The 21,196-nt window shown below is 38.4% G+C and carries 22 protein-coding genes; 17 read left to right on the top strand and 5 right to left on the bottom strand.

The window, feature by feature from the left end:
- Nucleotides 1-86: 86 nt before the first annotated feature.
- The 8 genes from ABDZ97_RS15260 to ABDZ97_RS15225 all read left to right on the top strand — a co-directional run bounded on the left by ABDZ97_RS15260 (nucleotide 87) and on the right by ABDZ97_RS15225 (nucleotide 5,952).
- On the top strand, nucleotides 87-1,652 hold the full coding sequence (locus ABDZ97_RS15260; RefSeq protein WP_343789678.1) for an FMN-binding glutamate synthase family protein: 1,566 nt from the start codon (nucleotides 87-89) through the stop codon (nucleotides 1,650-1,652).
- Between the two features lie 19 nt (nucleotides 1,653-1,671).
- A complete protein-coding gene (locus tag ABDZ97_RS15255; RefSeq protein WP_343789675.1) occupies nucleotides 1,672-2,076 on the top strand; it encodes a GreA/GreB family elongation factor in 405 nt (134 codons plus the stop codon).
- On the top strand, nucleotides 2,073-2,675 hold the full coding sequence (locus tag ABDZ97_RS15250) for a hypothetical protein (RefSeq protein ID WP_343789672.1): 603 nt from the start codon (nucleotides 2,073-2,075) through the stop codon (nucleotides 2,673-2,675). The genes ABDZ97_RS15255 and ABDZ97_RS15250 overlap by 4 nt, the downstream gene beginning before the upstream one ends.
- Before the next feature lie 22 nt (nucleotides 2,676-2,697).
- Entirely contained in the window at nucleotides 2,698-3,024 is a 327-nt protein-coding gene (locus ABDZ97_RS15245; RefSeq protein ID WP_343789669.1) for a DMT family transporter, read from the top strand.
- Nucleotides 3,025-3,118: 94 nt separating this feature from the next.
- Entirely contained in the window at nucleotides 3,119-4,060 is a 942-nt protein-coding gene (locus ABDZ97_RS15240) for a hypothetical protein (RefSeq protein WP_343789666.1), read from the top strand.
- Entirely contained in the window at nucleotides 4,057-4,569 is a 513-nt protein-coding gene (locus ABDZ97_RS15235) for a glycine-rich domain-containing protein (RefSeq protein WP_343789663.1), read from the top strand. Before ABDZ97_RS15240 ends, ABDZ97_RS15235 begins: the two co-directional genes overlap by 4 nt.
- Nucleotides 4,566-5,336 (top strand): hypothetical protein, encoded by a 771-nt coding sequence (locus ABDZ97_RS15230; RefSeq protein ID WP_343789659.1) that lies wholly within the window; start codon nucleotides 4,566-4,568, stop codon nucleotides 5,334-5,336. The genes ABDZ97_RS15235 and ABDZ97_RS15230 overlap by 4 nt, the downstream gene beginning before the upstream one ends.
- A 187-nt stretch (nucleotides 5,337-5,523) precedes the next feature.
- Nucleotides 5,524-5,952: a hypothetical protein gene (locus tag ABDZ97_RS15225; protein WP_343789656.1), complete on the top strand. Its 429-nt coding sequence runs from the start codon at nucleotides 5,524-5,526 to the stop codon at nucleotides 5,950-5,952.
- Between the two features lie 56 nt (nucleotides 5,953-6,008).
- On the opposite strand, the gene ABDZ97_RS15220 is transcribed toward ABDZ97_RS15225, so the two are convergent.
- The 5 genes from ABDZ97_RS15220 to ABDZ97_RS15200 all read right to left on the bottom strand — a co-directional run bounded on the left by ABDZ97_RS15220 (nucleotide 6,009) and on the right by ABDZ97_RS15200 (nucleotide 11,715).
- On the bottom strand, nucleotides 6,009-8,561 hold the full coding sequence (locus ABDZ97_RS15220) for a T9SS-dependent choice-of-anchor J family protein (protein WP_343789653.1): 2,553 nt from the start codon (nucleotides 8,559-8,561) through the stop codon (nucleotides 6,009-6,011).
- Between the two features lie 219 nt (nucleotides 8,562-8,780).
- Nucleotides 8,781-9,386 (bottom strand): hypothetical protein, encoded by a 606-nt coding sequence (locus tag ABDZ97_RS15215; protein WP_343789650.1) that lies wholly within the window; start codon nucleotides 9,384-9,386, stop codon nucleotides 8,781-8,783.
- Between the two features lie 161 nt (nucleotides 9,387-9,547).
- On the bottom strand, nucleotides 9,548-10,102 hold the full coding sequence (locus ABDZ97_RS15210; protein ID WP_343789647.1) for a GNAT family N-acetyltransferase: 555 nt from the start codon (nucleotides 10,100-10,102) through the stop codon (nucleotides 9,548-9,550).
- Between the two features lie 30 nt (nucleotides 10,103-10,132).
- The gene (locus ABDZ97_RS15205) at nucleotides 10,133-10,753 is read right to left on the bottom strand and encodes an START domain-containing protein (protein WP_343789644.1); all 621 of its coding nucleotides are present in this window, start codon (nucleotides 10,751-10,753) and stop codon (nucleotides 10,133-10,135) included.
- A gap of 65 nt (nucleotides 10,754-10,818) precedes the next feature.
- Nucleotides 10,819-11,715 carry a hypothetical protein gene (locus tag ABDZ97_RS15200; protein WP_343789641.1) on the bottom strand — a complete coding sequence of 299 codons (897 nt, stop codon included), beginning with the start codon at nucleotides 11,713-11,715 and terminating at the stop codon, nucleotides 10,819-10,821.
- A gap of 112 nt (nucleotides 11,716-11,827) precedes the next feature.
- On the opposite strand from ABDZ97_RS15200, the gene ABDZ97_RS15195 reads away from it, so the two are divergent.
- The 9 genes from ABDZ97_RS15195 (at nucleotide 11,828) to ABDZ97_RS15155 (ending at nucleotide 21,140) form a co-directional block, all read left to right on the top strand.
- A complete protein-coding gene (locus tag ABDZ97_RS15195; RefSeq protein ID WP_343789638.1) occupies nucleotides 11,828-12,550 on the top strand; it encodes a class I SAM-dependent methyltransferase in 723 nt (240 codons plus the stop codon).
- 88 nt (nucleotides 12,551-12,638) lie between these two features.
- Entirely contained in the window at nucleotides 12,639-13,850 is a 1,212-nt protein-coding gene (locus tag ABDZ97_RS15190; protein ID WP_343789635.1) for a pyridoxal phosphate-dependent decarboxylase family protein, read from the top strand.
- Nucleotides 13,851-13,952: 102 nt separating this feature from the next.
- Nucleotides 13,953-15,587: an apolipoprotein N-acyltransferase gene (gene lnt / locus ABDZ97_RS15185; RefSeq protein ID WP_343789632.1), complete on the top strand. Its 1,635-nt coding sequence runs from the start codon at nucleotides 13,953-13,955 to the stop codon at nucleotides 15,585-15,587.
- Nucleotides 15,588-15,699: 112 nt separating this feature from the next.
- On the top strand, nucleotides 15,700-16,233 hold the full coding sequence (gene hpt / locus ABDZ97_RS15180; RefSeq protein ID WP_343789629.1) for a hypoxanthine phosphoribosyltransferase: 534 nt from the start codon (nucleotides 15,700-15,702) through the stop codon (nucleotides 16,231-16,233).
- A gap of 21 nt (nucleotides 16,234-16,254) precedes the next feature.
- On the top strand, nucleotides 16,255-16,833 hold the full coding sequence (locus ABDZ97_RS15175; RefSeq protein WP_343789625.1) for an adenylate kinase: 579 nt from the start codon (nucleotides 16,255-16,257) through the stop codon (nucleotides 16,831-16,833).
- Between the two features lie 12 nt (nucleotides 16,834-16,845).
- Entirely contained in the window at nucleotides 16,846-17,835 is a 990-nt protein-coding gene (gene obgE / locus ABDZ97_RS15170) for a GTPase ObgE (protein ID WP_343789622.1), read from the top strand.
- Nucleotides 17,835-18,425, top strand: a complete 591-nt coding sequence (locus ABDZ97_RS15165) for a phosphatase PAP2 family protein (protein ID WP_343789619.1) — start codon at nucleotides 17,835-17,837, stop codon at nucleotides 18,423-18,425. The genes obgE and ABDZ97_RS15165 overlap by 1 nt, the downstream gene beginning before the upstream one ends.
- A gap of 94 nt (nucleotides 18,426-18,519) precedes the next feature.
- Nucleotides 18,520-18,852: a hypothetical protein gene (locus ABDZ97_RS15160; protein WP_343789616.1), complete on the top strand. Its 333-nt coding sequence runs from the start codon at nucleotides 18,520-18,522 to the stop codon at nucleotides 18,850-18,852.
- A gap of 2 nt (nucleotides 18,853-18,854) precedes the next feature.
- A complete protein-coding gene (locus ABDZ97_RS15155; RefSeq protein WP_343789613.1) occupies nucleotides 18,855-21,140 on the top strand; it encodes a T9SS type B sorting domain-containing protein in 2,286 nt (761 codons plus the stop codon).
- Nucleotides 21,141-21,196 lie beyond the last annotated feature (56 nt).

Here is a 21,196-nt window from a genome sequence, read left to right as displayed (position 1 = left end):
CTCCTGACTTTATTGAAGAGTTAGGAGGTAACCATAAACTACCCGGTTATTTCTGATTAGGGTATTAATCTTTTTTTAGTATAAAAATGAAACGTAAAAAGTTGATTGTAACGGTGAAACCGTTTGTATTGATATGGGCTATTATTTTGTCTGTAAACACGCTTCTACTAAGTCTTGCAATGTTGGACATGATAAGTTACTGGTGGTTATTGTTAACGGCTTTACCGGCCATGCTTGCAGTATATGACTCGATACAGTCAAGGCATACGCTTTTGAAAAATTTTCCATTGATAGGACACGCCAGATATATGTTTGAAGCGTTTCGTCCGGAGTTCAGACAGTACTTTTTCGAAGGAGAGTTAGATGGTAAACCGTTTAACAGACGTCAGCGATCTATTGTTTATCAGCGGGCAAAGAATGAAAAGCAGACAATTTCATTTGGAATGCAGGATGATCCGCAACGAATTGGTTACGAATGGGCGGCACATAGTGTTTATCCCAAACAGGCTGATTTTTCCTCTTTTCGAATCACTATAGGAAACGATCAGTGTAAGTATCCGTATAGCGCAAGTATTATGAATATTAGCGCAATGAGTTACGGAGCGCTCAGTAAATCAGCTGTCAGTGCGCTGAATAAAGGCGCATCTCTGGCTGGTTTTGCACACAACACGGGAGAAGGAGGAATTAGTGAATTCCACTTGTTAGGAGGCGATCTTATCTGGCAGATAGGAACCGGATACTTTGGATGTCGCGATAAAAACGGACATTTTGACGAAGACCTGTTTCGTGAGAAAGCATTACTAGAGAATGTGAAGATGATCGAAATTAAGCTTTCGCAAGGAGCTAAACCAGGGCATGGAGGACTTCTTCCGGCACATAAGAATACAGAAGAAATTGCAAAAATCAGAAATATAGAACCGTATACAACGGTCCATTCTCCTGCCGGTCACTCAGCATTTTCCAACGCAACTGAAATGATGTGGTTTATTAACAGGCTACGTCAGCTTTCTGATGGGAAACCTGTAGGTTTTAAAATTTGTATAGGAAGGAAAGAGGAGTTTGAAGAGATTGTTGCAGCAATGAATGTAACAGGAATTGTTCCGGACTTTATTGTGATTGATGGAGCAGAAGGAGGAACAGGAGCAGCACCACTTGAGTTTATTGACTATATGGGGATGGCTCTTTCGGATGCACTTGTATTTGTAAACCAGGTTCTGATTGATCATGGTTTACGAAGAAAAGTGAAGGTTATAGCTTCCGGGAAGGTGATCACTGCATTTGATATTGCCAGAAATATTGCACTTGGTGCAGATGCTGTTTACAGTGCCAGAGGGATGATGTTTGCTCTGGGGTGTATTCAGGCATTACAGTGTGATAGCGGAAAATGTCCGGTTGGTGTGGCGACACAGGATAAATCCTTTTATAAGGGATTGGATATTACAGATAAAAGTGTCAGAGTAGCTAATTTCCATACGAATACAATGAAAGCATTAGCGGAATTTGTCGGAGCATGCGGGTATCGAAGTTTGTCTGAGATCGATGCGCGTTCTTTCTTCCGTCGACTTTCACACAACTCTAACCGTAGTTTTAAAGACATTTACTATCCGGATCATAAACTACGAAGCCGGGTAGAAAAAATGGGACAGCAATAGTTCCGGTAAAAAGGCAATCATGGAAAAAACATTGGTAATAAAGAAATCTGATTTAGAAACAATCACAAACATTCTGGAGCGATTAACTCCCGAATCGAATACAATTCATATTCAGAAATTGAAAGTGGAACTGGGTAAAGCGGATATCGTCGATGACGAAGTGATAGACAATTCGGTTATTCAGTTACAATCCACTTTCATGATGAAAGAAAAATCTTCTTCACTTCAGGTAAGTTACCAACTGGTTTTACCTAAAGAAGCAGATCTGAAAGAAAAGAAAATCTCAATCCTTTCGCCATTAGGAGTAGCAGTTATAGGTTATCGGGTGGGATCCGAAATTAACTGGGTTTTTCCGGGAGGAGAGAAACAAATTACTATTTTAGAAGTTAAACAAGCAGCGCGGGTAAATAAAGACTGGTCATGAATATTCTGAATAAAATTCCGGTAAAAGTATACTATGTGCTGATTGTCGTATTGATTTCACAAACTTTATTAAGTAATTTGTACGAGCAATACCGGAATGAGCAGATTTCAGATATTTCCTCAGAAATATATAAAGATCGTTTGAATGTAGGTGTTGACCTGACGTATTATAGCCTCTTATTATTGGATGTCTCCAAAACAATTTTAACCCCTTCGGTTTCTGAGTCAGAGAAGCGGCTTCTAATATCGGAGGCTGTAAATGAAATGAAAATGATTAGTAAACGCTATTCGACAACAGAAATGACTGTTGAAGAGCGTGAATTTTTGGAGGAACTAACCCATGTTCAGGTAAGATTGTTACATGCTTGTCAATCGGAAGATGAGAAAGCAGTTCTTGTTTCTCTTGATGAAGCGTCAATACTTATTCGGGAAATGAGTGAAATTCAATTAGAAGAAACGAAGACACTTATCGGGCGTGTCAATAGTTTTTCAGAAGTTGCTACCATGTTTTCTCAGATAGAAACATCTGCATTAATTGTCATCATGTTGTTGATAATCCGTCATTTTGATCGTCTTAAATTGATAAAACCACTGAAGTAGTTTTAAAACAAAAAAGGAAAAAATGAATTGGATACTCTTAGTATTGGCAGGACTTTTTGAAGTTGCATTCGCTTTTTGTCTGGGGAAAATTAAAGTTACTGATCCTGCTGATCACTGGAAGTGGTATGTGGGGTTTTTCGTATTTCTGATTGCAAGTATGCTTTTGCTTATAAAAGCAACGCAAACTCTTCCCATAGGTACAGCATACGCTGTTTGGACCGGAATCGGTGCTGTAGGAACAGTACTAGCCGGAATTTTCTTTTTCAATGAGCCGGCTGACTTTTGGAGAGTCTTTTTTATTGTCACTCTAATTGCCTCTATTGTAGGGTTGAAATTAGTTACTCACTGATTTTTCTGATTTAGGGAATAACTAATTGTTATTTTTGCAGGCAAATTCGAATGAAGAGAAACAAAACCCGATACCATTATCTTTTATTATAACTATGAAAATTAATTTCATCTTCCAGATTTCTTTGCTGATTTCATTTTTATCCTTTGGTCAGGAAGCAGAATTGTACCAGATTCTGCCGGATTGGTCGGTTGGGGATAGTAAAATTGTCCATGTGAAATCAGAGTCTGTAGTATATGTAGGAGATACTGTCTTTTCCCGTACAAATACTGAAGTAAAGTATAAAATGGAAGTAATAGGGACAGAAGATTATTTTTCATTGAAGTATTCGCAATTATTTAGTGATTTTGATGTGGACTTGTCAGAAGATAATTCAACAGTTGAGAATATAGTAATGACAATCCTGAAAGAAATTCAGAGCAGTATTGAGAATTATGAATATGTTGTTTCTGTTGATAAAGAGACAGGTGAGGCATATGAAGTACAGAATGAAAAAGCGTTTCTGGAGTTTATTGAGGAGACTATGCTACAAACACTTCGTTTGATTGGGGAGCAAATGGGAAAGAGTGAAGAGGATTTTTCAATGATGAAAGAAATGATGGGGCCTTTTATGAAAGAACAGGCTTCTGCTATGATTCAAACAGCATTGAATGGAGTAAACTATTTACTACAGGCATATTCGTATTCCTTTCCGATTGAGGGCGAGTACAGGCAGAGTATGATGGTCAATGATCTTAATGCAATGGGGAGTTTTGGAGACACTGATTTCCCCGCAGTGATGGTGATAAGTTCAGAAGAAAAAGGAGATGATATGCTTATTTATAAAGAGTTACTGTATGATAAAGAGTTTCTTGCAGATAAAATAAACGAGGAATCGGAGAGTCTTGAGATAAATGTAGATGAGTTTGAAGTTGTTGAGAAAGAAAGCATACGAATTGATTTGAATTCTACCTGGATAAAAAATCACTACTCTGAAGTTATTTTTATTATGCCTGGAATAAGAGTGGAGGAAAATTCCCGGATGACTTTTAAATGATTCTCTCAAAACACATAGAATCAAAGCGGGAGCTTTGGGAAAGAATCAACCAGTTTGAGTTTGATGATCTTGATTCGGAGTTTACTTTTAGTCAGAGATTGGCAAGGGAAAATAACTGGACTCTGGAATTTACCCTGCGGGTACTATTTGAGTATAAACGATTCATTTACCTTATTTGTATCTCAGATCAGCCCATGACGCCTTCTGATTCGGTTGATCAGGCATGGCATTTACATTTGTTGTATACCCAATCGTATTGGATTGGCTTTTGCAAAGAAACTCTTGGAAGAGATATTCATCACGGCCCTACAAAAGGAGGTAAACAAGAGAAAGAGAAGCATAGAGACTATTATATCCGGACCAAAAAGAAGTATCAAGAAGTGTTCTCTGAGCCTCCTCCGGAAGATATTTGGCCTTCGGAGGAAATCAGGTTTAGTGAAATTAGGTTTGCTCGAATTAATCTCCATCGTAATTGGGTAATTCCAAAGCTGAAGCGTAAAAGACTATGATAGAAATTCTCTCAAAATATACACCGGCAGAAACATACTTTATTCTGAAAGAAGCGGATGTAGGACTCAAGGAATTAATGAAGTACACTTTAATGGATTTACTGTTTAAACGTGTATTAGAAATGAATACAGAACACAAAAACGAGAGTAGGGGAGAAAAAGCAAAAGTATATAACTATGTCCGTGTTGGTAGAGAATTTACGCATTATAAACCTTTGCCTCATGAAATGATCTATTTAAGCCCCTACTATAAAAGTAAGTCAATAAGAATTTTATTCCAACATTTGATTTCAATGGGGATTCAAAATGCTGGCTCTGAAAAGAAGTATATTCAGAACAATTTCCTTAAGAGGGAGGAGATGAAGCATTTCTTTGTAAGCAGTCGATTTGCTATATTTTTCACCCGACTAAACCTATCAGATAGAGGGAGATCCGAAAAAGAGAGCTTATTACAAACTTTAGGCAGGGTTGATGTTTCTTTGGCAGATAGTATTTTGAATGTCACAGGAAAAGGAAGGTCAGATGTGTCTACAATTGGGGGCAATATTTTCCTTTTAGAGAAGGCGAGATCAAAAGTTTTACAAAAGATCAGTTACCAATTGAAAGAAGATCTTCAGCGATCAGTAGGGAGTTACGATTTTATGACCTGGATAGCTTTTGAATCTTATGAAATGCTGTTCAATACAATTTTTGACGAACTAAATAGTAGTAATACCGGAAGTGATAGCGGGTGTAATAGTTGTAGCATCTTGTATGGGGTGATATAGGGAATGAAAGAAGCTAAAAGATATAATCTGTTTTTCAGCTAATGAATAGAATGTCATAAAAGTTAATATATTTATCATCTGTAAATTAACTAAACCAAAGTCAGTCAAAAGCAGTAGCTATTTAGATGAAAAAATGGAAATTTATTTGATTTCTCAATAGTTAGTATTTCAACTAAATAATTTATATATGAAAAAAGTATATTTTGTTGTTTCACTAGTATTAGTGTCAACTTTTATGAGTTGTGGTTCAGAGTCTTCATCATCAATGTATTCTAATGAAGAAGTTTCATATCAGGAAACAAAAGTGACATTGGAGGATCAGGAAAAGACGAGTCCACTACGTTTTTTAACGGATGATGGAACATACAGGAAAAATTTGTTAGGAGAATGGGTTTTGGAAGGGAGTATTCTGAATTCTGCTAAAATTGCTACCTACAAGGACGTTGTTTTGGAGGTGAGGTATTATAGTAAAACGAATACTTTGCTTGGAACGGAGAGACATACCATTTATGAGTTTTTTCCCGCAGGTAGTTCTAAACGTTATAAAATCAAAACCAATGGATTTAAAGGAACTAAGAAGCTGGGTTGGGATATTATTAGTGCATCAAATAATTGATAGAAAACAAAAAAGCAGTGATTTAAAACCACTGCTTTTTTGTTTATTTATACTCGTTATTGTTTACTGATTTTGTAAGGATATACTTTCCCCTCAACATAAATATGTAACATATAAAGTCCTGGAGACAATGTGTCGAGATTTACTTTTGTAGAAAGTGAAGCTGAGTCTGTACGCATAACAATGCTTCCATTCATCTGATAAATTTCAATCTTTTCTATTGTCATATCAGCATTTACCATAATAAAATCAGAAGCCGGATTCGGATACACGTTGATGCCCGCTAATTCCGGATCATTGATCCCAAGACATTCTGAAACGTTAATAGGAGCATCAGTGGAATTGGAACATCCATTTCCATCTGTATAAGTGTAGACAATCGTATGGGTTCCTGCTCCTGCTACAGATGGATCAAAACTATCACCAGTAATTCCCGGACCACTATAGACTCCTCCAGAAGGTGTTCCCTCTGTAAGTGTAATCGGAGCATTATAGTCACAAATTGATTCAAATGCCGCTGTTAAAGTAACGTCCGGAATTGGATGTACAGTTATGTCAATACTGTCTAGAATTGGACATCCGTAATAAGTGACCTGATTTAATTTGATTCTTACATCTTCACTTGGTGTAATTGTAGAATTACCTACTGTAGGATCCGTAAATAGGGAAGATGGAGACCAGGTCAAACCGTCCATATTTTGAGTTGAAATGGATAAATCAATGCTTTCACCTTCACATATTGTTGTTTCACTTGTAACAATCAGGGCGTCATTGGTTGTTGTTGTATAGCGACCAAGATTGATGCTTTCAAATGCGGAAGCAAAGTTTACGCCGTCATATCCACCTAATACAGCCATATATAAACTATCATTTTGTATGTAAGGTGTGAAGTTGGAAACGTTACTTACCCCGGTTAATTTTGCAGGACCACCTTCCCATTGTTGTGTCCTTACATTGTAAGCATATGTAGAAGAAAGGGCACTTGATCCGTTTCCATCAGGGTCTCCTGAGGTAAAGTATACTTTTCCGTCATTCATTGTAGATGTACCGGCGGCAAAACGTCCTGTAGTTCCTGCTGGGTAACCATCTGAAAGTTGAGTCCATGTAATGGAATAAGGATCATTATTGTCAATCTCTCCAATCCATGCCTGATCTTGCTGCCCCAAGTCTTGATTGTAACCACCGACCAAAACAATTGTTCCATCTGCAATACCCATGCGTAAACCAGCACTCAATGTTCCTGGGAAAGGCGTTCCCGTTGCCCAACTATCTGTATTTACATTGTAGATTTGTACATCTGCAATATCTACAGAACCATCGTAACCACCTACTATATAGAGCAAACTGTCCGCATAAGTACCTATGGCATAATCTCCGGTTGCCTGAAGTAAGTCTGCAATTGGACTCCATGTATCAGTCGCAGGGTCGTATACATGACTGCTGACGCTTGGTGAAAATGATAGCGTATATCCACCTGGAACATATATTTTATTCTGAATAACAGCAGCACTCAATTGTTGTTTTGTTGCTGGTAGGTTACTTACAGATGTCCAGGTATCTGTTGTGGTGTTATATCTGTATACAGTTGAAAGAGTTGTTCCTGCACCATCATTACCAGCAATAGAATATAGATATCCTGTGTCAGTATCTCCTTCACAAGACTTCAGAAAAGCAGAGGCTCCACCCCAAATTGGAGTAGGAAGTGATGTTTGTGCCTGCCAACCATAATTGGGGAAAGTATCTAAAACGTTAATCGTAAAATAAAGCGTGTCATTAAGGTTGTTTTCATCTCCTGCTAATTGAGTGTACACTTTACCCTGGGTGATGCCTGATGTTGTTGGAGTATATGCTGTAAACGTAATCTCTGTAACTTCGAGAGAAGCAAGACTTCCACTAGGAATAGTAGAAATATATCCACCTTCAATTTCTATTGTTACATTAAAGTCTTGAGAGGTCTGACTCATATTGGTTACAGTTGCTGAAGGATTATAGTTTGTTCCGATAACGAATCTGGATGGCGAGGTAAGTGTATTAGTCCGTGCATCCAATACAGGAAGTTGACCAATGGTTACCTGATCAATATAAATCCCATCACCATCTTCATTATAATGACTGAATGCGATGTATATATCCTGTCCTGCAAATGGGGTTAATGAAACCGCACATCTTTGCCACACACCACCGGAAGAGGGATAGTTAACGCCTTCCTCGTACTTTAAAATACTTTGTGTAAATGAAGGGATTAGTGCGTCCGTAGTAGAAACACGAATCACTAATGAATCAGGAGTATACCCCGAAAAATCAGTAGCTAAATAGAAAATAAGAGAGTCGTTCGTATTTACGCTGAACTGTGGTGAAATCAACCAATCTTCTCCGTCGGGATAATCATACGACATATAGGCACTGGCTGTTCCATCGTAACTTTCATCAGTTGATCTTTCCCATACAGCATCTCCGATAATACTTTGGCTTGTCCATCCGATAGGCGGAAATTGCTCTTCTTCAAAATTTGCGAGGTGAAATCCACTCAATTGGGCATGTAACGAAATACCAGGGATTAAAAAAAGCAGTAGAAAGAGTATTCTACTGGTAGTAGTTAATGGTTTCATAGTAATCATTTAATGTTAGTTAAAGGTAAATATATAAAAAGTAAACCCAAATATACAGAATGTTTTTATTTGGGTTTCTATTCATTATGAATTAATTAGTTCTTAAGGAAACTAATCGGATCAATAGAATCAATAGCGTTATCTATTAAATTAACAGTACTTTATAACCAAAGTAGTGAAATGCTATTTGCTAACGGGAAGATAGTAGGAAAATACTCTTTAATCCAGAAGCCTGAAGGACTGGGATAGTTGTTCAAACATTGATTTGTACTTCATTTTTCTGTCGCCAAGTGTCCAGGCCATTACCATATATAATTTATTTTTTCCTTCAATAAAAGTGAAGAAATAGGAAATATCTAAATCTAAACCTTCAGGTATGCCGTCCAATTCAACATATTCAGCATTCAAACCGTTAATCGTTAAATTTTTAGGTTTTGTTTGTTTTTTTAGGTTAATTCCTTCCATGAGAAACAGAAGCTGAGTTTTGCGATAATTCTCTATTGTTGACATCGAATCATCATATTCACCTAATTCCCGAAAAGCAGTTACAAAGTCCTCTTTCGATTCATCAATGATAATGACATAGGTTTCTTTATAGATATTCTGATATTGTAAAGATGCTTCTGCGTTCAGGTCTTTGGCGGGAGTCATGTAATCAGGAACACTGATTTCATATTCATTATTGATGGATACAGGATTAAACGATATTTCCTCCTGAGCTTCTTTTACATTTTCACTTGTTGTATTACCGGAATTTTCATTAACACAAGAGGTAAAAATATGTCCGATTGCGATTGTAAAAATCAGTACCAGGTTCTTTTTCATTTTTTGCTTATTATTCCAACAGAAGTAGTAACATGATTAATTGTTAAAACGTATTGTTGAATTTGTTTTCAGTTAAATTTTCGGGTGCCAATATACTTCTTTTATTTGAGAAAAATAGTCACATCCAGATAATAAACAACTGGATACCACTGATTGATGCCTCAAAGATCATTTTGATTACTAGTTTTCCAGTCCTGATGAAGTAGGGCGTAGATAACGTCATCCACCCATTTTCCATGTAGCCACAAACTTTGTCTGAAGTGTGCTTCTTTTCGAAATCCGAGACGCGTTACTAACTGTTCTGCTTTTTTATTCGCCGGATCTATTGAAGCAATGATTCTATGCTTATTAAGTGATACAAAAAGGTAAGTAAGTATTTTTTGCAAGGCTTCTGTTGCGTAACCGTTCTGCTGAAAGTCACGGTGTAATGTACAGCCTATCTCGACCTGTTTATTTTCTTTTCCGAAAAAATGAAGCCCCAAATCACCAATCACCTTATGTGTATCGTTGTCGATGATCACCAGTTGGTACCAGGTTTCCGGTTGATTGATCTCTTTTTGAGTTTTAAGGATAAAGATTTTTACTTCATCCGGTGTTTTGGGAATCCATCCCTGGTGCTGGTTAGTAACATTATCAGAACGATAAGTGAAAATAGCATCTTTGTCTTTCAGCTGTACAGGTCTGAGCAGAAGCCGTTTTGTTTTAAGTTGTAACATTGTTTGTCTTTGATGGATAGGTAAGTTTATTTACGAATCTTCTCTCTTTTTTAGCTCCTTTATCAAATTTTGAGAAGATTTAATCCGGGCTTCGATAACCGAATTTTTGATCATCCAATTGGGGGCACCCTTTCCCGGGTTGAAAGAAGCGATATATTCTATTTCCAGATTATCCGGAGCTAATTCTGTGATTTTCCAGACAGCATGATAGTCATGAACACGTACTTTCCCCTTTTGTAAAGGGTAGTCGTTAGCTTTTCCTTCCATTGTAATCGAATAACAATTCTCTTTTTCTTTGCGTTTTGTTACAATGAAGGCAGCGTCTCTGTCAGAAGCCGGCCAGGGAGCTTCGGTTACTGTATAGCCGAGTAATACAGTGCCGCTGACTTTGCGAATTACTTTTGATTCAACACAGTTGGGAAGCCAGTTTTTAAAGTTTGCAATGTCAAAGACGAGATCGACTGCTCCCCGGAAAGAAGACTTAACGGTAAACACAGTTCTGTATTCATAATAATCTTTTCCACTTTTCATGCGGGAATAAGCACGAATATTATCAATCGTTTTTTCCTGTGACCAACTTTCCTGACTACTTACTGAAATAGAAGTACCCAGCATGAAGAAAAGACAAATAGAAAAATAGTGTAGTACCATAAAAATAAAAGTCTATCGAACTAAACATCTAAAATAGGAAAAAGTGATGAATAAGGTGTGGTTTTTTAATCAGGGGGAGGAGGTGATTCAATGGATAATGCATTTCCCTGAGGAAGATTCCGGTAAGGAGTAAATCGGGTAGAATACGATGGATCTTTTGAACGAAGCGGAACTGACTTATGATCAGGGATAGAGTAGAAGAAATAATCACGTAAGACAGAACTGGATAATTTCAGAAATTGTAAATGATTATATTCGAAAATTGTATCCTGATATACGAGGGTTTGGCTCTCTCGATCCCCATGTGTACAGATAATCCCTGATTCAGTAGCACTGTTTCGTACATCAATCAACGCATTGATATATTGATGAATAAATAGTTTGTCATGTAAGCCTATTGTAATGATTAGCGAAGAGTCCCTATTAGAAGAGGTAAGAATTTTGATAAAATTGGTATCGGTAAGTTCAATATCTATCTTTTTCCTTCTGAAAGTAATGTCTAATCGAAAATAGAGAAAGGATTCAGGAAGTTGATTGGTGTAATGTTGAAAGTATAATCGTGCGGGAAATACATCTGACGTCGAAACCTTTTCTAGTTGAAAAAGATGAGAGGACAATCGTTTTATTCTGTAGGCTACTGTATCTTGTTGGATGGTTTGGGAGCTATCAGGCATGAGTTTGAATAAAAATAGTGAAGAAAACAGTAATGTATCACCAGAAAGCAGAGGGTGTATTCTTCTTGCAAAAAATGAGTGAGAATTTTCTTCGCTTTCAGGAATAGGGAAGTAGTAAAATACTTCTCCTAAAGAATCAGGATGAAGCCCGATCTTTCCAACACCGGTTAATTGCTGCTCTAAGCTTATGTTCTGTTGTCGTGAGGAACAATTCGCTGGCTCTTTTTCGGATAGACAGGAACTGATAAAGAACAGAAAGGATAGCAAAATAATAGGTGTTTGATTCATAGATTACTTTTGTTTTCTTCAACAACATCTTTGCCAAAATGTAAATAGATCAAAAAACATTTTTTTAGTTTTTAGAAAGGAATTTTTCTACTCTTGTAGAGAAAAAACAAATATGATTGTTCCGGATGATATATACGAGACGGTTTTTGTACAAGATCTGTTTGATAAGATGAGTAAGACGTATTCAGGAATGAACACGATAACGTCGTTTGGTTTTAGTAATCGCTGGAGAAGACAATTTTTAAAAGAGATTGATTTATCTAATGCAGGCGTTGTAGTTGATTTAATGTGTGGGATGGGTGAGTGTTGGAAGTATATCTATAAAACAGCACCCCATGAGACAAAAATTGTCGGACTCGATTTCTCTGAGGGAATGATAAGGTTAGCGGAAAGGAATAAAAAGCAATTTAATGAGAAGAATATTCGCTTACTAAGAGAGAATCTTTTTGAGAACAGTATTCCTGACAATTCTGCCTCACATGTAATTTCCGGATTTGGTTTGAAAACATTCTCAGAAAAACAACTGCGAGATTTAGCAAGTGAAGTGAAACGTATCCTTAAGGAAGAGGGTGAGTTTTCCTTTATTGATGTGTCCGTACCCAGGACAAGGGGATTACGGTTTTTTTACATGGTGTATCTGAAGCGGATTATTCCCTTTATCGGAAAATGGCTGTTGAATAATTCCGATGAATATAAGATGTTGGGAGTTTATACGGAGAAATTCGGAAATGCAGAGCAGGTACTTCGTATTTTCAAAGAAAGCGGACTGGAAGTTGAATATGTTGAGTACTTCTTTGGGTGCGCTTCAGGTATAAGAGGTAAAAAATCAGGTTGATAATAACTGACATGTATTTAATGAGAAAACTGATAAAACACATTTTTTCTCCCGGTAAAAACGCCAACTTTGCCTGAAAAATTAAATTATGTGGAGAAAATTGACATCAGATGAAATAAAGAACAGAGTGTTTGGAGCACTGGAAAACACAGTAAACTATTATGAACAATCTGTTTTAGGCGTTCCGGCATCCCATCTTGATAGTCAGGTTTTTTATCAGGGAGCTTCCTTCCTGAAAGAGGCCCCCTTTATTTCAACCCTGGTGCGAAATCCAAATCATATCGGGTGCCACACATTAGGGAAGTCAGAGAGCTTTTTTAAGGGGACTCAGGAAATTGAAAAAGAATTAATAGAGGTTTGTGCTGTTGATATTCTGAAAGCAGAATCAAATACTTCGGATGGTTACGTGGCTTCTGGTGGTACAGAAGCAAATATGCAGGCAATCTGGATTTACCGGAATTATTTTAAACAAAAGTCAGGAGTAGCCAATGAGAATATAGGGATAATTTGTAGTACAGATAGCCATTATTCGATGGACAAAGCTGCTAACGTATTCTCTATTCAGATTGAAAAAGTAGAAGTGCAGGAAGACGACAGAAGTATTTCAGCAGTATCTGTTAGGTTGGCAGTTGAGCGTCTCAAATCAAAAGGAGTAACGCACTTCATTGTCGTTGCAAATATGATGACAACCATGTTTGGAAGTGTAGATTCTGTAGATACTTACACAGAGGTGCTGGATGAAATGAAGGAGCCATATAAGTTGCATGTAGATGGGGCGTATGGGGGATTTTATTATCCGTTTACCAATAAGGATACGAAATTGTCATTTTCAAACCCAAAAGTATCATCCGTTACATTGGATGCTCATAAAATGCTGCAGGCTCCTTATGGTACAGGAATATTCATTTGTCGCAAAGGCTTGATTCAATTTACGAATACAAAAGAAGCCAGTTATGTGGAAGGAGAGGATTATACATTGATAGGAAGCCGATCCGGAGCTAATGCTGTAGCCATCTGGATGATTCTGATGACGTATGGTCCGTTTGGATATAATGAAAAGATTTTAATCTTACAAAACCGTACGGACTGGTTGTGCAAAAAATTAGATGATATGGGGATTATATATTACAGAAATCCATACAGCAATATTGTTACAATTCGCGCTGGGTACGTAAAACCTGATACAGCACAGCGATTTGGTCTGGTTCCGGACAATCATCATTCTCCGAATTGGTATAAGATTGTGATTATGGAGCATGTAACGACCGAACGATTGCTTCCTCTTGTTCAGGAACTGTAACCCCTAAAAAATGATGGTTATCAAAAATAGCCTGTAAATGAGTTTATGATCACTTCATGATAAAGTAAGGGTTTATTGTGTGGCTTTCCTTACATTTGCTACATGATAACGAAAATAATTTCCTCAAACTTTCGGTTGGCAATTCTTAGCGGACTGCTTCTGGCACTTTCGTTTCCACATATCGGGGGAATGAATCTGGTAGCTTTGGTGGCATTGATCCCTCTTCTTCTTGCTGAAGATCGATTATCAGAAAAGAAACGCAGTGGTTGGAGCATGCTGGGGCTAGGTTATTTGGCATTTTTCGTATATAATCTATTGACAACCTGGTGGATTTATTTTGCTGATCCGATTGGAGCGATAATGGCTGTTTTAGCAAACTCCTTACTGATGGCATTGGCCTTTTGGGTATTTCATTTTGCCAAAAAAAATATAGGAAGAAATCAGGGATATCTTGCTTTTGTATTTATTTGGATGGCTTTTGAATACCAGCATTTTAACTGGGAATTATCCTGGCCCTGGTTAAGTTTTGGAAATGTTTTTGCCAATGCACCGATTCTTGTACAGTGGTACGAGTGGACAGGTGTTACCGGGGGAACATTATGGGTGTTGGTTGTTAATCTTTTGATCTATAAATTGCTTCGTAACAGGTATGTACATAGACAGGAGTGGAGCGGTTTAAAAAGGATGGGAGGATTAATTTCGCTGGTTGTTTTACTTCCGATTGTTGGTTCCATCATCCGATATGTTACGTATGATGAGAAAAAGAATCCAGTGGACATAGTGGTTACTCAACCGAATATTGATCCTTATGTAGAGAAATTTGGTCCGCAAATGCTAAGTTGGCAGGAACAATTGGATCGAATAACAATCAGTGCGAACAAAGTAATAGATAGTTCAGTTGATTTTGTTTTGGCCCCTGAGACAGCGATACCTTTTGAACTGGACGAGGCTACTTTTTCGAGAACCATTATATACGAATATCTGGATAGTGTATTGCAATCCTGGAATGGTCCTGATTTGTTAATAGGTGCCTCTACCGTACGGATCTTTGATACTAAAAATTCATACGTTTCCCGCTTGATGAAAGACGGTAGATTTTATGAGTCGTACAATACTTCTGTCCACATGGGGAGAAATCATCCGCTTCGGTTTGTACATAAATCTAAGCTGGTGTTGGGGGTTGAGAAAATTCCTTTTGCATCCATGTTTCCGTTTCTTGAAAATTTTGCCCTGGATTTAGGTGGTGCCAGTGGAAGTTTGGGGGTGGAAGAAAAAGCAGTAACATTAGAAGGAAAAGGGGTTGAATTTGCTTCTTTGGTATGTTATGAATCGGTTTATGGAGATTTTGTATCACAGTTTGTGAATGAAGGAGCAGAGATCTTGTTTGTAATAACAAATGATGGGTGGTGGAAAGACACTCCGGGCTATAAACAACATTTTGATTTTTCACGATTGAGGGCTATAGAAACAAGAAGATCTGTTGCCAGAAGTGCCAATACAGGAATTTCCGGGTTTATCAACCAGCGAGGAGATGTGATACAAAAATCCGGGTGGGATGAACAAATTGCTCTGAGACAGACATTGAATCTGAATGCTGAACAAACCATTTACGCAACGTATGGTGATATTTTGGGACGTGTTTCCTGGTTTGTTACTATGTTAATCATGATTCTTACCGTTGTCCGTTACCTGAGAAAATTCGGGACAAAAACTCCGTATGGAGGAAGAGAAGAATAAAAATGAATAACATCCTTTCCGGAGAGTAGATCGTTCGAAAATCCTTCTAAATTAACAGAAGCGTACTTTCTTACCATTGAAAATCGTACATTTGTGGCTAAAATTTCAGGTTTTGATTATTCAATTAGGTGATAAAAAATTCAGACCTTATCTTTCTGCAGAAGAGATAGCTTGGGCTGTCTCGCGTGTTTCTGAGGCTTTAAATGAAAAGTATAATGGAAAACAACCGATTGTACTTGGAGTTTTGAATGGCGCTTTCATGTTCTGTTCTGATTTGGTCAAAACACTAACTTGCGGACCGGAGATCCACTTTGTAAAAGTATCCTCTTATGAAGGAACTGCCTCTTCGGGCAATTTATCACGTCTGATAGGGATTTCAGCAGAGCTTAAAGACAGACATGTTATTCTTGTAGAAGATATTGTAGATACAGGATTGACAGTAGATGTATTGCGGAAGGAATTAGCTGCAATGGGGCCTGCTTCTGTTGAGGTTGCCACTTTATTATTCAAACCGGACGCTTTCCGGGGAAGTCAAAAACCGGATTATACGGGACTGGAAATTCCGAATGATTTTGTGGTTGGATATGGACTGGATTACAACAATTTGGGGAGAGAGCTTCCTGAGTTGTACGTTATAAATGATTAACTTTGAGAAAATAACAAATATATGTTGAATATAGTATTATTTGGCCCTCCGGGAGCAGGGAAAGGAACACAATCAGAAAGACTGGTAAACAAATATAAATTGGTTCACTTATCGACCGGAGATATTTTCAGAGCAAATATTAAAGGGGGAACAGAATTGGGAACCCTGGCCAAAAGTTACATAGATAAAGGGCAATTAGTCCCAGATGAGGTAACGATCGGTATGTTGGAAAGTGAAGTCGAAAAATACCCTGAAGCACAAGGGTTTATTTTTGATGGTTTCCCAAGAACTACAGCACAAGCCGAAGCTTTGTCTGCCTTTTTGAAAGAAAAATCGACAGAAGTACATTTGATGGTGGCACTTGCTGTTCCGGAAGATGAGTTGGTTAAACGCTTGCTTTTAAGAGGAAAAGATAGTGGACGCGCTGATGATCAGGATGAGAGTATCATCAGGAATCGAATCAAAGTGTATAACGACCAGACTGCGGTTGTTGCGGATTTTTATGCGGCTCAGGATAAGTTTGTTAATGTTGATGGTGTAGGTTCCATTGATGAGATTTCAGAACGTTTGTACACAGCAATAGATCAGGCTGCAAAATAGAGGGTAGTAGAGATGGCAACCAATTTCGTAGATTACGTCAGGATTCACTGTAAATCCGGTAAAGGAGGCGCGGGATCCCGTCACATGAGGCGGGAGAAATACATCCCTAAAGGAGGGCCTGACGGAGGAGATGGAGGACGTGGAGGGCACGTTATATTGAAAGGGAACAAGCAAATGTGGACCTTGTTGCATCTCAAGTACCGTAAACATATTAAAGCAGGTCATGGTGATGCCGGATCAGGAAACCTGAAAACCGGTTCCCAGGGGGAAGATGTTTATTTGGATGTTCCTTTGGGGACTGTTGCAAAGGATGGTGAAACGGGAGAAATCTTATTTGAGATTACCGAAGAAGGAGAAGAGAAGATTGTAATGCGTGGTGGACGAGGTGGATTAGGAAATAATCACTTCAAAACATCTACGAACCGTACTCCTGAATATGCACAACCGGGTGAGGATCACAGGGAAGGATGGATTATTCTTGAGCTAAAAGTACTTGCCGATGTAGGTCTCGTCGGTTTTCCGAATGCCGGAAAAAGTACTTTACTGTCTGTGTTATCAGCTGCAAAGCCGGAAATTGCTGACTATCCGTTTACGACGTTGACACCTAATCTGGGAATCGTAGCATATAGAGGACACCAGTCATTTATTATGGCTGATATTCCGGGGATCATAGAAGGTGCTCATGAAGGAAAAGGATTAGGACATCGGTTTTTGCGTCATATAGAGCGTAATTCACTTTTATTGTTTCTTGTCCCTGCTGATGCGGATAGTATACGGAAGGAGTATGAGATTCTTGAAAATGAGCTGCGGATGTACAATCCGGAATTACTGGATAAGCAAAGAATCCTTGCTATTTCTAAAGCAGATATGCTGGATGACATCATGAAAGATCAAATGAAGTCGGATATCCCTGAGAATATTCCTCATGTTTTTATTTCTTCAGTTGCTCAACAGGGATTGGAAGAGCTAAAAGATTGTATCTGGCAGGAACTTCATAAATAATGATAGAATGGTTGGAACATATTGACCAACAATTACTATTATTTATTAATAGCGGGCATACACCGTTTCTGGATACATGTATGTGGATAATCAGCGGAAAGTTTACATGGATCCCGCTGTACCTGTTTCTTATTTATCTTGCCTATAGACAGTATGGAGGGAAGGGCGCAGCACTGTTTTTGGTTTGTGCAATACTTGGAGTGGTAATTGCTGATCAAACCAGTGTACACCTTTTTAAGAATGTATTTGAACGGTACAGACCTTCACATAATCTTGACTTGCAACACTACTTACACCTACATAAATTTCCTGATGGTAGTTTCTACAAGGGAGGGCAATTTGGTTTTGTGTCATCACATGCAGCCAACTTTGGGATGTTAATAGCATTCTCGCTTTTGGTTTTGAATAGAAACAGACAACTTGTTATTGGGCTTTTGTTGGCGCATATCCTTGTGATTTATAGCAGAATGTATCTGGGAGTTCATTATCCCTCAGATGTGTTTGTTGGAACATTAGTTGGTTTGCTGGCTGCTCTTCTACCGGTATTTATCTTTAAAAAAGTTATTACTGCTCGAAAAAAAGACCAGTAGTGTTTAATAATTAACAGGATATCTGAAAATATAAAATAATAAAGCAACCTTTACTGTTTCATAACGTTTATGAAATATCTATTTCAAATGAACTATGAAAAACTACTTTCTTATTACAGCCTGTTTTGTGCTGATGTCATTTCATTCTTTTTCTCAGGGTTCTTCAGATCAGGAGGCTAAGGCTGTTATTACAAGAGTTTCAGAACAAACCTATCAGTTTGAACATACTATAGAATATATTCCGGCTTTGGAACAACGATTAATCAACTATTCTAACCGTGATCGTTTACTAATTACAGACTTATCAATTGCAGACGGTGTTTGTATATTTTCATTCGGTGAAGATGTGACACAGGAAGAAAAAGAAGAGACGTTTCTTTTCTTAGTCAATGGGATGAGTTTTAACAGATATGATTTGGAGGAATAGTTATGATGAAGAAAATAAGTGTAGCGCTATCGCTTTTATTCTGCTCAACACTACTGAATGCTCAGTGTAATGTAGAGACATCAGTTTGTCAACAGGGACAGTCTCAGCCATTTGATTTCCTCCCGACGACAGGACCGTATGCCGGTGGAAGTTTTGCTAATGCAGGATGTGCAACAGGAATGGCCGGAAATCATGATTACGGATTTATAACATTGAACATTACTTCCGGAGGACCATTAAACCTTTTGGTGGATGGAAGTTCTAATTCCGGTTTTGTGGATGTTGCCATTTTTAATATTCCGCCAGGAGTGTCACCATGTGATGCAATTCTTAATCCTTCGAATGCCATTGGTTGTAATTATGCCTCTAACTCAGGTGGGTGTGTACAGTTCGGTACGGCATTCCCTTGTGGATCAAGTGTTCCCGCCCCAAATGTTACTGCAGGACAGGAGATTATGATTATCGTACAAAATTTTTCAACTCCGGGAAGTAACTCTTTTACGCTGGAGTTAGGACCTTTACCAGGAGCTCAGTCGGGAACGCCTGATGCAACAATAAGTCCGGTTTCAGGACCTATATGTACAAGTGATTCTCCTTTTCAGCTTGTCGCTAGTAACATGGGAGGGAACTGGAGTGGTCCGGGAGTTTCTTCGGATGGTATGTTTAATCCTGCAGCAGCCGGATCAGGGACGCATACAATAAATTATACGATTGGTGTAGCTCCTTGTACGGATTCTGATCAGACAACAATAACAGTGCTCCCGGAAGCTACTGTTACGGTTGATGTAGATGGTCAGGGAAGTGAAACAACAATTTGTCAGGGGGAAACTGCAGTTATCTCAGCTTCAGTTATTACTTCTTCCGGAGGGGCAACGTATGTTTGGGATAATGGCCTGGGAGCTGGAAGTTCACATACCGTATCTCCTACATCCACAACTGTTTATACCGTTACAGCAACGAATAGTGACGGATGCTCGGTTACAGAGACGGTTACAGTTAATATATCTCCGACTCCTGTTATTTCGTTAAGTCAGGACGAAATTATATGTATTGATGGAACAACCACTATTTCTGCATCAGCAACCGGAGGATCGGTTTTTGAATTTCACTGGGGGCATACTTCTGATTTAGGAGGTAGTCAATCTATTTCACCGACAACACCGGGGGAATATACTGTTTATGCAGAAAATGAGTTTAATTGTGTTTCGGAAAGGGATACTGTATTTATCGATCTTTATCCTCCGCTTTCTGCCACAATTTCACCTAATGATACGGTTTGTCCTACACAGATAGGGACATTAAGGGTACTGAATGTTTCCGGTGGAAACGGTGGTCCGTATTCGTATGAATGGAAAGATTCTGACGGAATGGTGGTTGGGGCATCACAAGTATTATCAATTGAGATTAGAGAAACTTCGGACTACACAGTAACCATTTCAGATGGTTGTACAACACCTGAGATTGAATTAACAGGACGTATTGCAGCGGCTGAGGTTCCGGGTGTTGATTTTTCTGTCGATATTGCAGAGCAGTGTCCTCCGGCAACTTTTGTGTTTAAAAATGAAACGGATCCAAGTCTTTCGGATCAATTATTCTGGCAATTTGGAAACGGACCTTATTATGAGAATGAGTCGGTAATCCACATGGAAGAAGACAGACCGGGATCCTATAATGTAAGATTGATTGTCGTTTCACCTGAAGGATGTCGCGATACATTGAAAAAAGAAAAATTCTTCACTGTTTTTGAAGATCCGATAGCAAAATTTGCATGGTCTCCATTCAATCCCAAGGTAACATTCCCTGAAGCTGTTTTTACGAATCAGTCTTATTTAAGCAATGAATATGAGTGGACATTTGAAGAAGGGGAGCCTGCTGTTTCAATGGAAGAAAATCCGGAAGTGAGATTTCCGGAGGAGAAACCGGGAGAATACCTTGTGACTTTGAAAATCACCTCTGAGGATGGTTGTACGGATTCGACAGCCAATTTGATTGCGATTGTTCCGGATATATTACTGTATGTGCCCAATACATTTACACCGGATGGCGATAAGTTTAATGAGAAGTGGAGAATTCATATCGACGGTATTGATGATCAGGGATTTGAACTGGTTGTATTTAACCGGTGGGGAGAAATTATGTGGGAATCACATCATCCTGAGGCGGAATGGGATGGGACCTATGGTGGTAAACCGGTTCCGGAAGGAAATTATATCTGGAAAATTAAAGCCGTGGATCGCACTACGGATAAGAAGTATGAATATAGCGGGCACTTGAATGTTCTTCGCTAAAATCGTCTGGATAGATAAAAATAAAAAAGGTTCCTGTTAGGGGAACCTTTTTTTGA

Origin of the sequence: Wandonia haliotis (genome assembly GCF_039523435.1) — a bacterium.
Classification (GTDB): domain Bacteria; phylum Bacteroidota; class Bacteroidia; order Flavobacteriales_D; family Crocinitomicaceae; genus Wandonia; species Wandonia haliotis.
This window is presented reverse-complemented; position numbering and strand designations above follow the sequence as displayed.

What these genes read in the sequence shown, in the direction of transcription:
- ABDZ97_RS15260 (WP_343789678.1), top strand. Translation starts at nt 87, where the DNA reads ATGAAACGTAAAAAGTTGATTGTAACGGTGAAACCGTTTGTATTGATA.
- ABDZ97_RS15255 (WP_343789675.1), top strand. Translation starts at nt 1,672, where the DNA reads ATGGAAAAAACATTGGTAATAAAGAAATCTGATTTAGAAACAATCACA.
- ABDZ97_RS15250 (WP_343789672.1), top strand. Translation starts at nt 2,073, where the DNA reads ATGAATATTCTGAATAAAATTCCGGTAAAAGTATACTATGTGCTGATT.
- ABDZ97_RS15245 (WP_343789669.1), top strand. Translation starts at nt 2,698, where the DNA reads ATGAATTGGATACTCTTAGTATTGGCAGGACTTTTTGAAGTTGCATTC.
- ABDZ97_RS15240 (WP_343789666.1), top strand. Translation starts at nt 3,119, where the DNA reads ATGAAAATTAATTTCATCTTCCAGATTTCTTTGCTGATTTCATTTTTA.
- ABDZ97_RS15235 (WP_343789663.1), top strand. Translation starts at nt 4,057, where the DNA reads ATGATTCTCTCAAAACACATAGAATCAAAGCGGGAGCTTTGGGAAAGA.
- ABDZ97_RS15230 (WP_343789659.1), top strand. Translation starts at nt 4,566, where the DNA reads ATGATAGAAATTCTCTCAAAATATACACCGGCAGAAACATACTTTATT.
- ABDZ97_RS15225 (WP_343789656.1), top strand. Translation starts at nt 5,524, where the DNA reads ATGAAAAAAGTATATTTTGTTGTTTCACTAGTATTAGTGTCAACTTTT.
- ABDZ97_RS15220 (WP_343789653.1), bottom strand. Translation starts at nt 8,561, where the DNA reads ATGAAACCATTAACTACTACCAGTAGAATACTCTTTCTACTGCTTTTT.
- ABDZ97_RS15215 (WP_343789650.1), bottom strand. Translation starts at nt 9,386, where the DNA reads ATGAAAAAGAACCTGGTACTGATTTTTACAATCGCAATCGGACATATT.
- ABDZ97_RS15210 (WP_343789647.1), bottom strand. Translation starts at nt 10,102, where the DNA reads ATGTTACAACTTAAAACAAAACGGCTTCTGCTCAGACCTGTACAGCTG.
- ABDZ97_RS15205 (WP_343789644.1), bottom strand. Translation starts at nt 10,753, where the DNA reads ATGGTACTACACTATTTTTCTATTTGTCTTTTCTTCATGCTGGGTACT.
- ABDZ97_RS15200 (WP_343789641.1), bottom strand. Translation starts at nt 11,715, where the DNA reads ATGAATCAAACACCTATTATTTTGCTATCCTTTCTGTTCTTTATCAGT.
- ABDZ97_RS15195 (WP_343789638.1), top strand. Translation starts at nt 11,828, where the DNA reads ATGATTGTTCCGGATGATATATACGAGACGGTTTTTGTACAAGATCTG.
- ABDZ97_RS15190 (WP_343789635.1), top strand. Translation starts at nt 12,639, where the DNA reads ATGTGGAGAAAATTGACATCAGATGAAATAAAGAACAGAGTGTTTGGA.
- lnt (WP_343789632.1), top strand. Translation starts at nt 13,953, where the DNA reads ATGATAACGAAAATAATTTCCTCAAACTTTCGGTTGGCAATTCTTAGC.
- ABDZ97_RS15175 (WP_343789625.1), top strand. Translation starts at nt 16,255, where the DNA reads ATGTTGAATATAGTATTATTTGGCCCTCCGGGAGCAGGGAAAGGAACA.
- obgE (WP_343789622.1), top strand. Translation starts at nt 16,846, where the DNA reads ATGGCAACCAATTTCGTAGATTACGTCAGGATTCACTGTAAATCCGGT.
- ABDZ97_RS15165 (WP_343789619.1), top strand. Translation starts at nt 17,835, where the DNA reads ATGATAGAATGGTTGGAACATATTGACCAACAATTACTATTATTTATT.
- ABDZ97_RS15160 (WP_343789616.1), top strand. Translation starts at nt 18,520, where the DNA reads ATGAAAAACTACTTTCTTATTACAGCCTGTTTTGTGCTGATGTCATTT.
- ABDZ97_RS15155 (WP_343789613.1), top strand. Translation starts at nt 18,855, where the DNA reads ATGATGAAGAAAATAAGTGTAGCGCTATCGCTTTTATTCTGCTCAACA.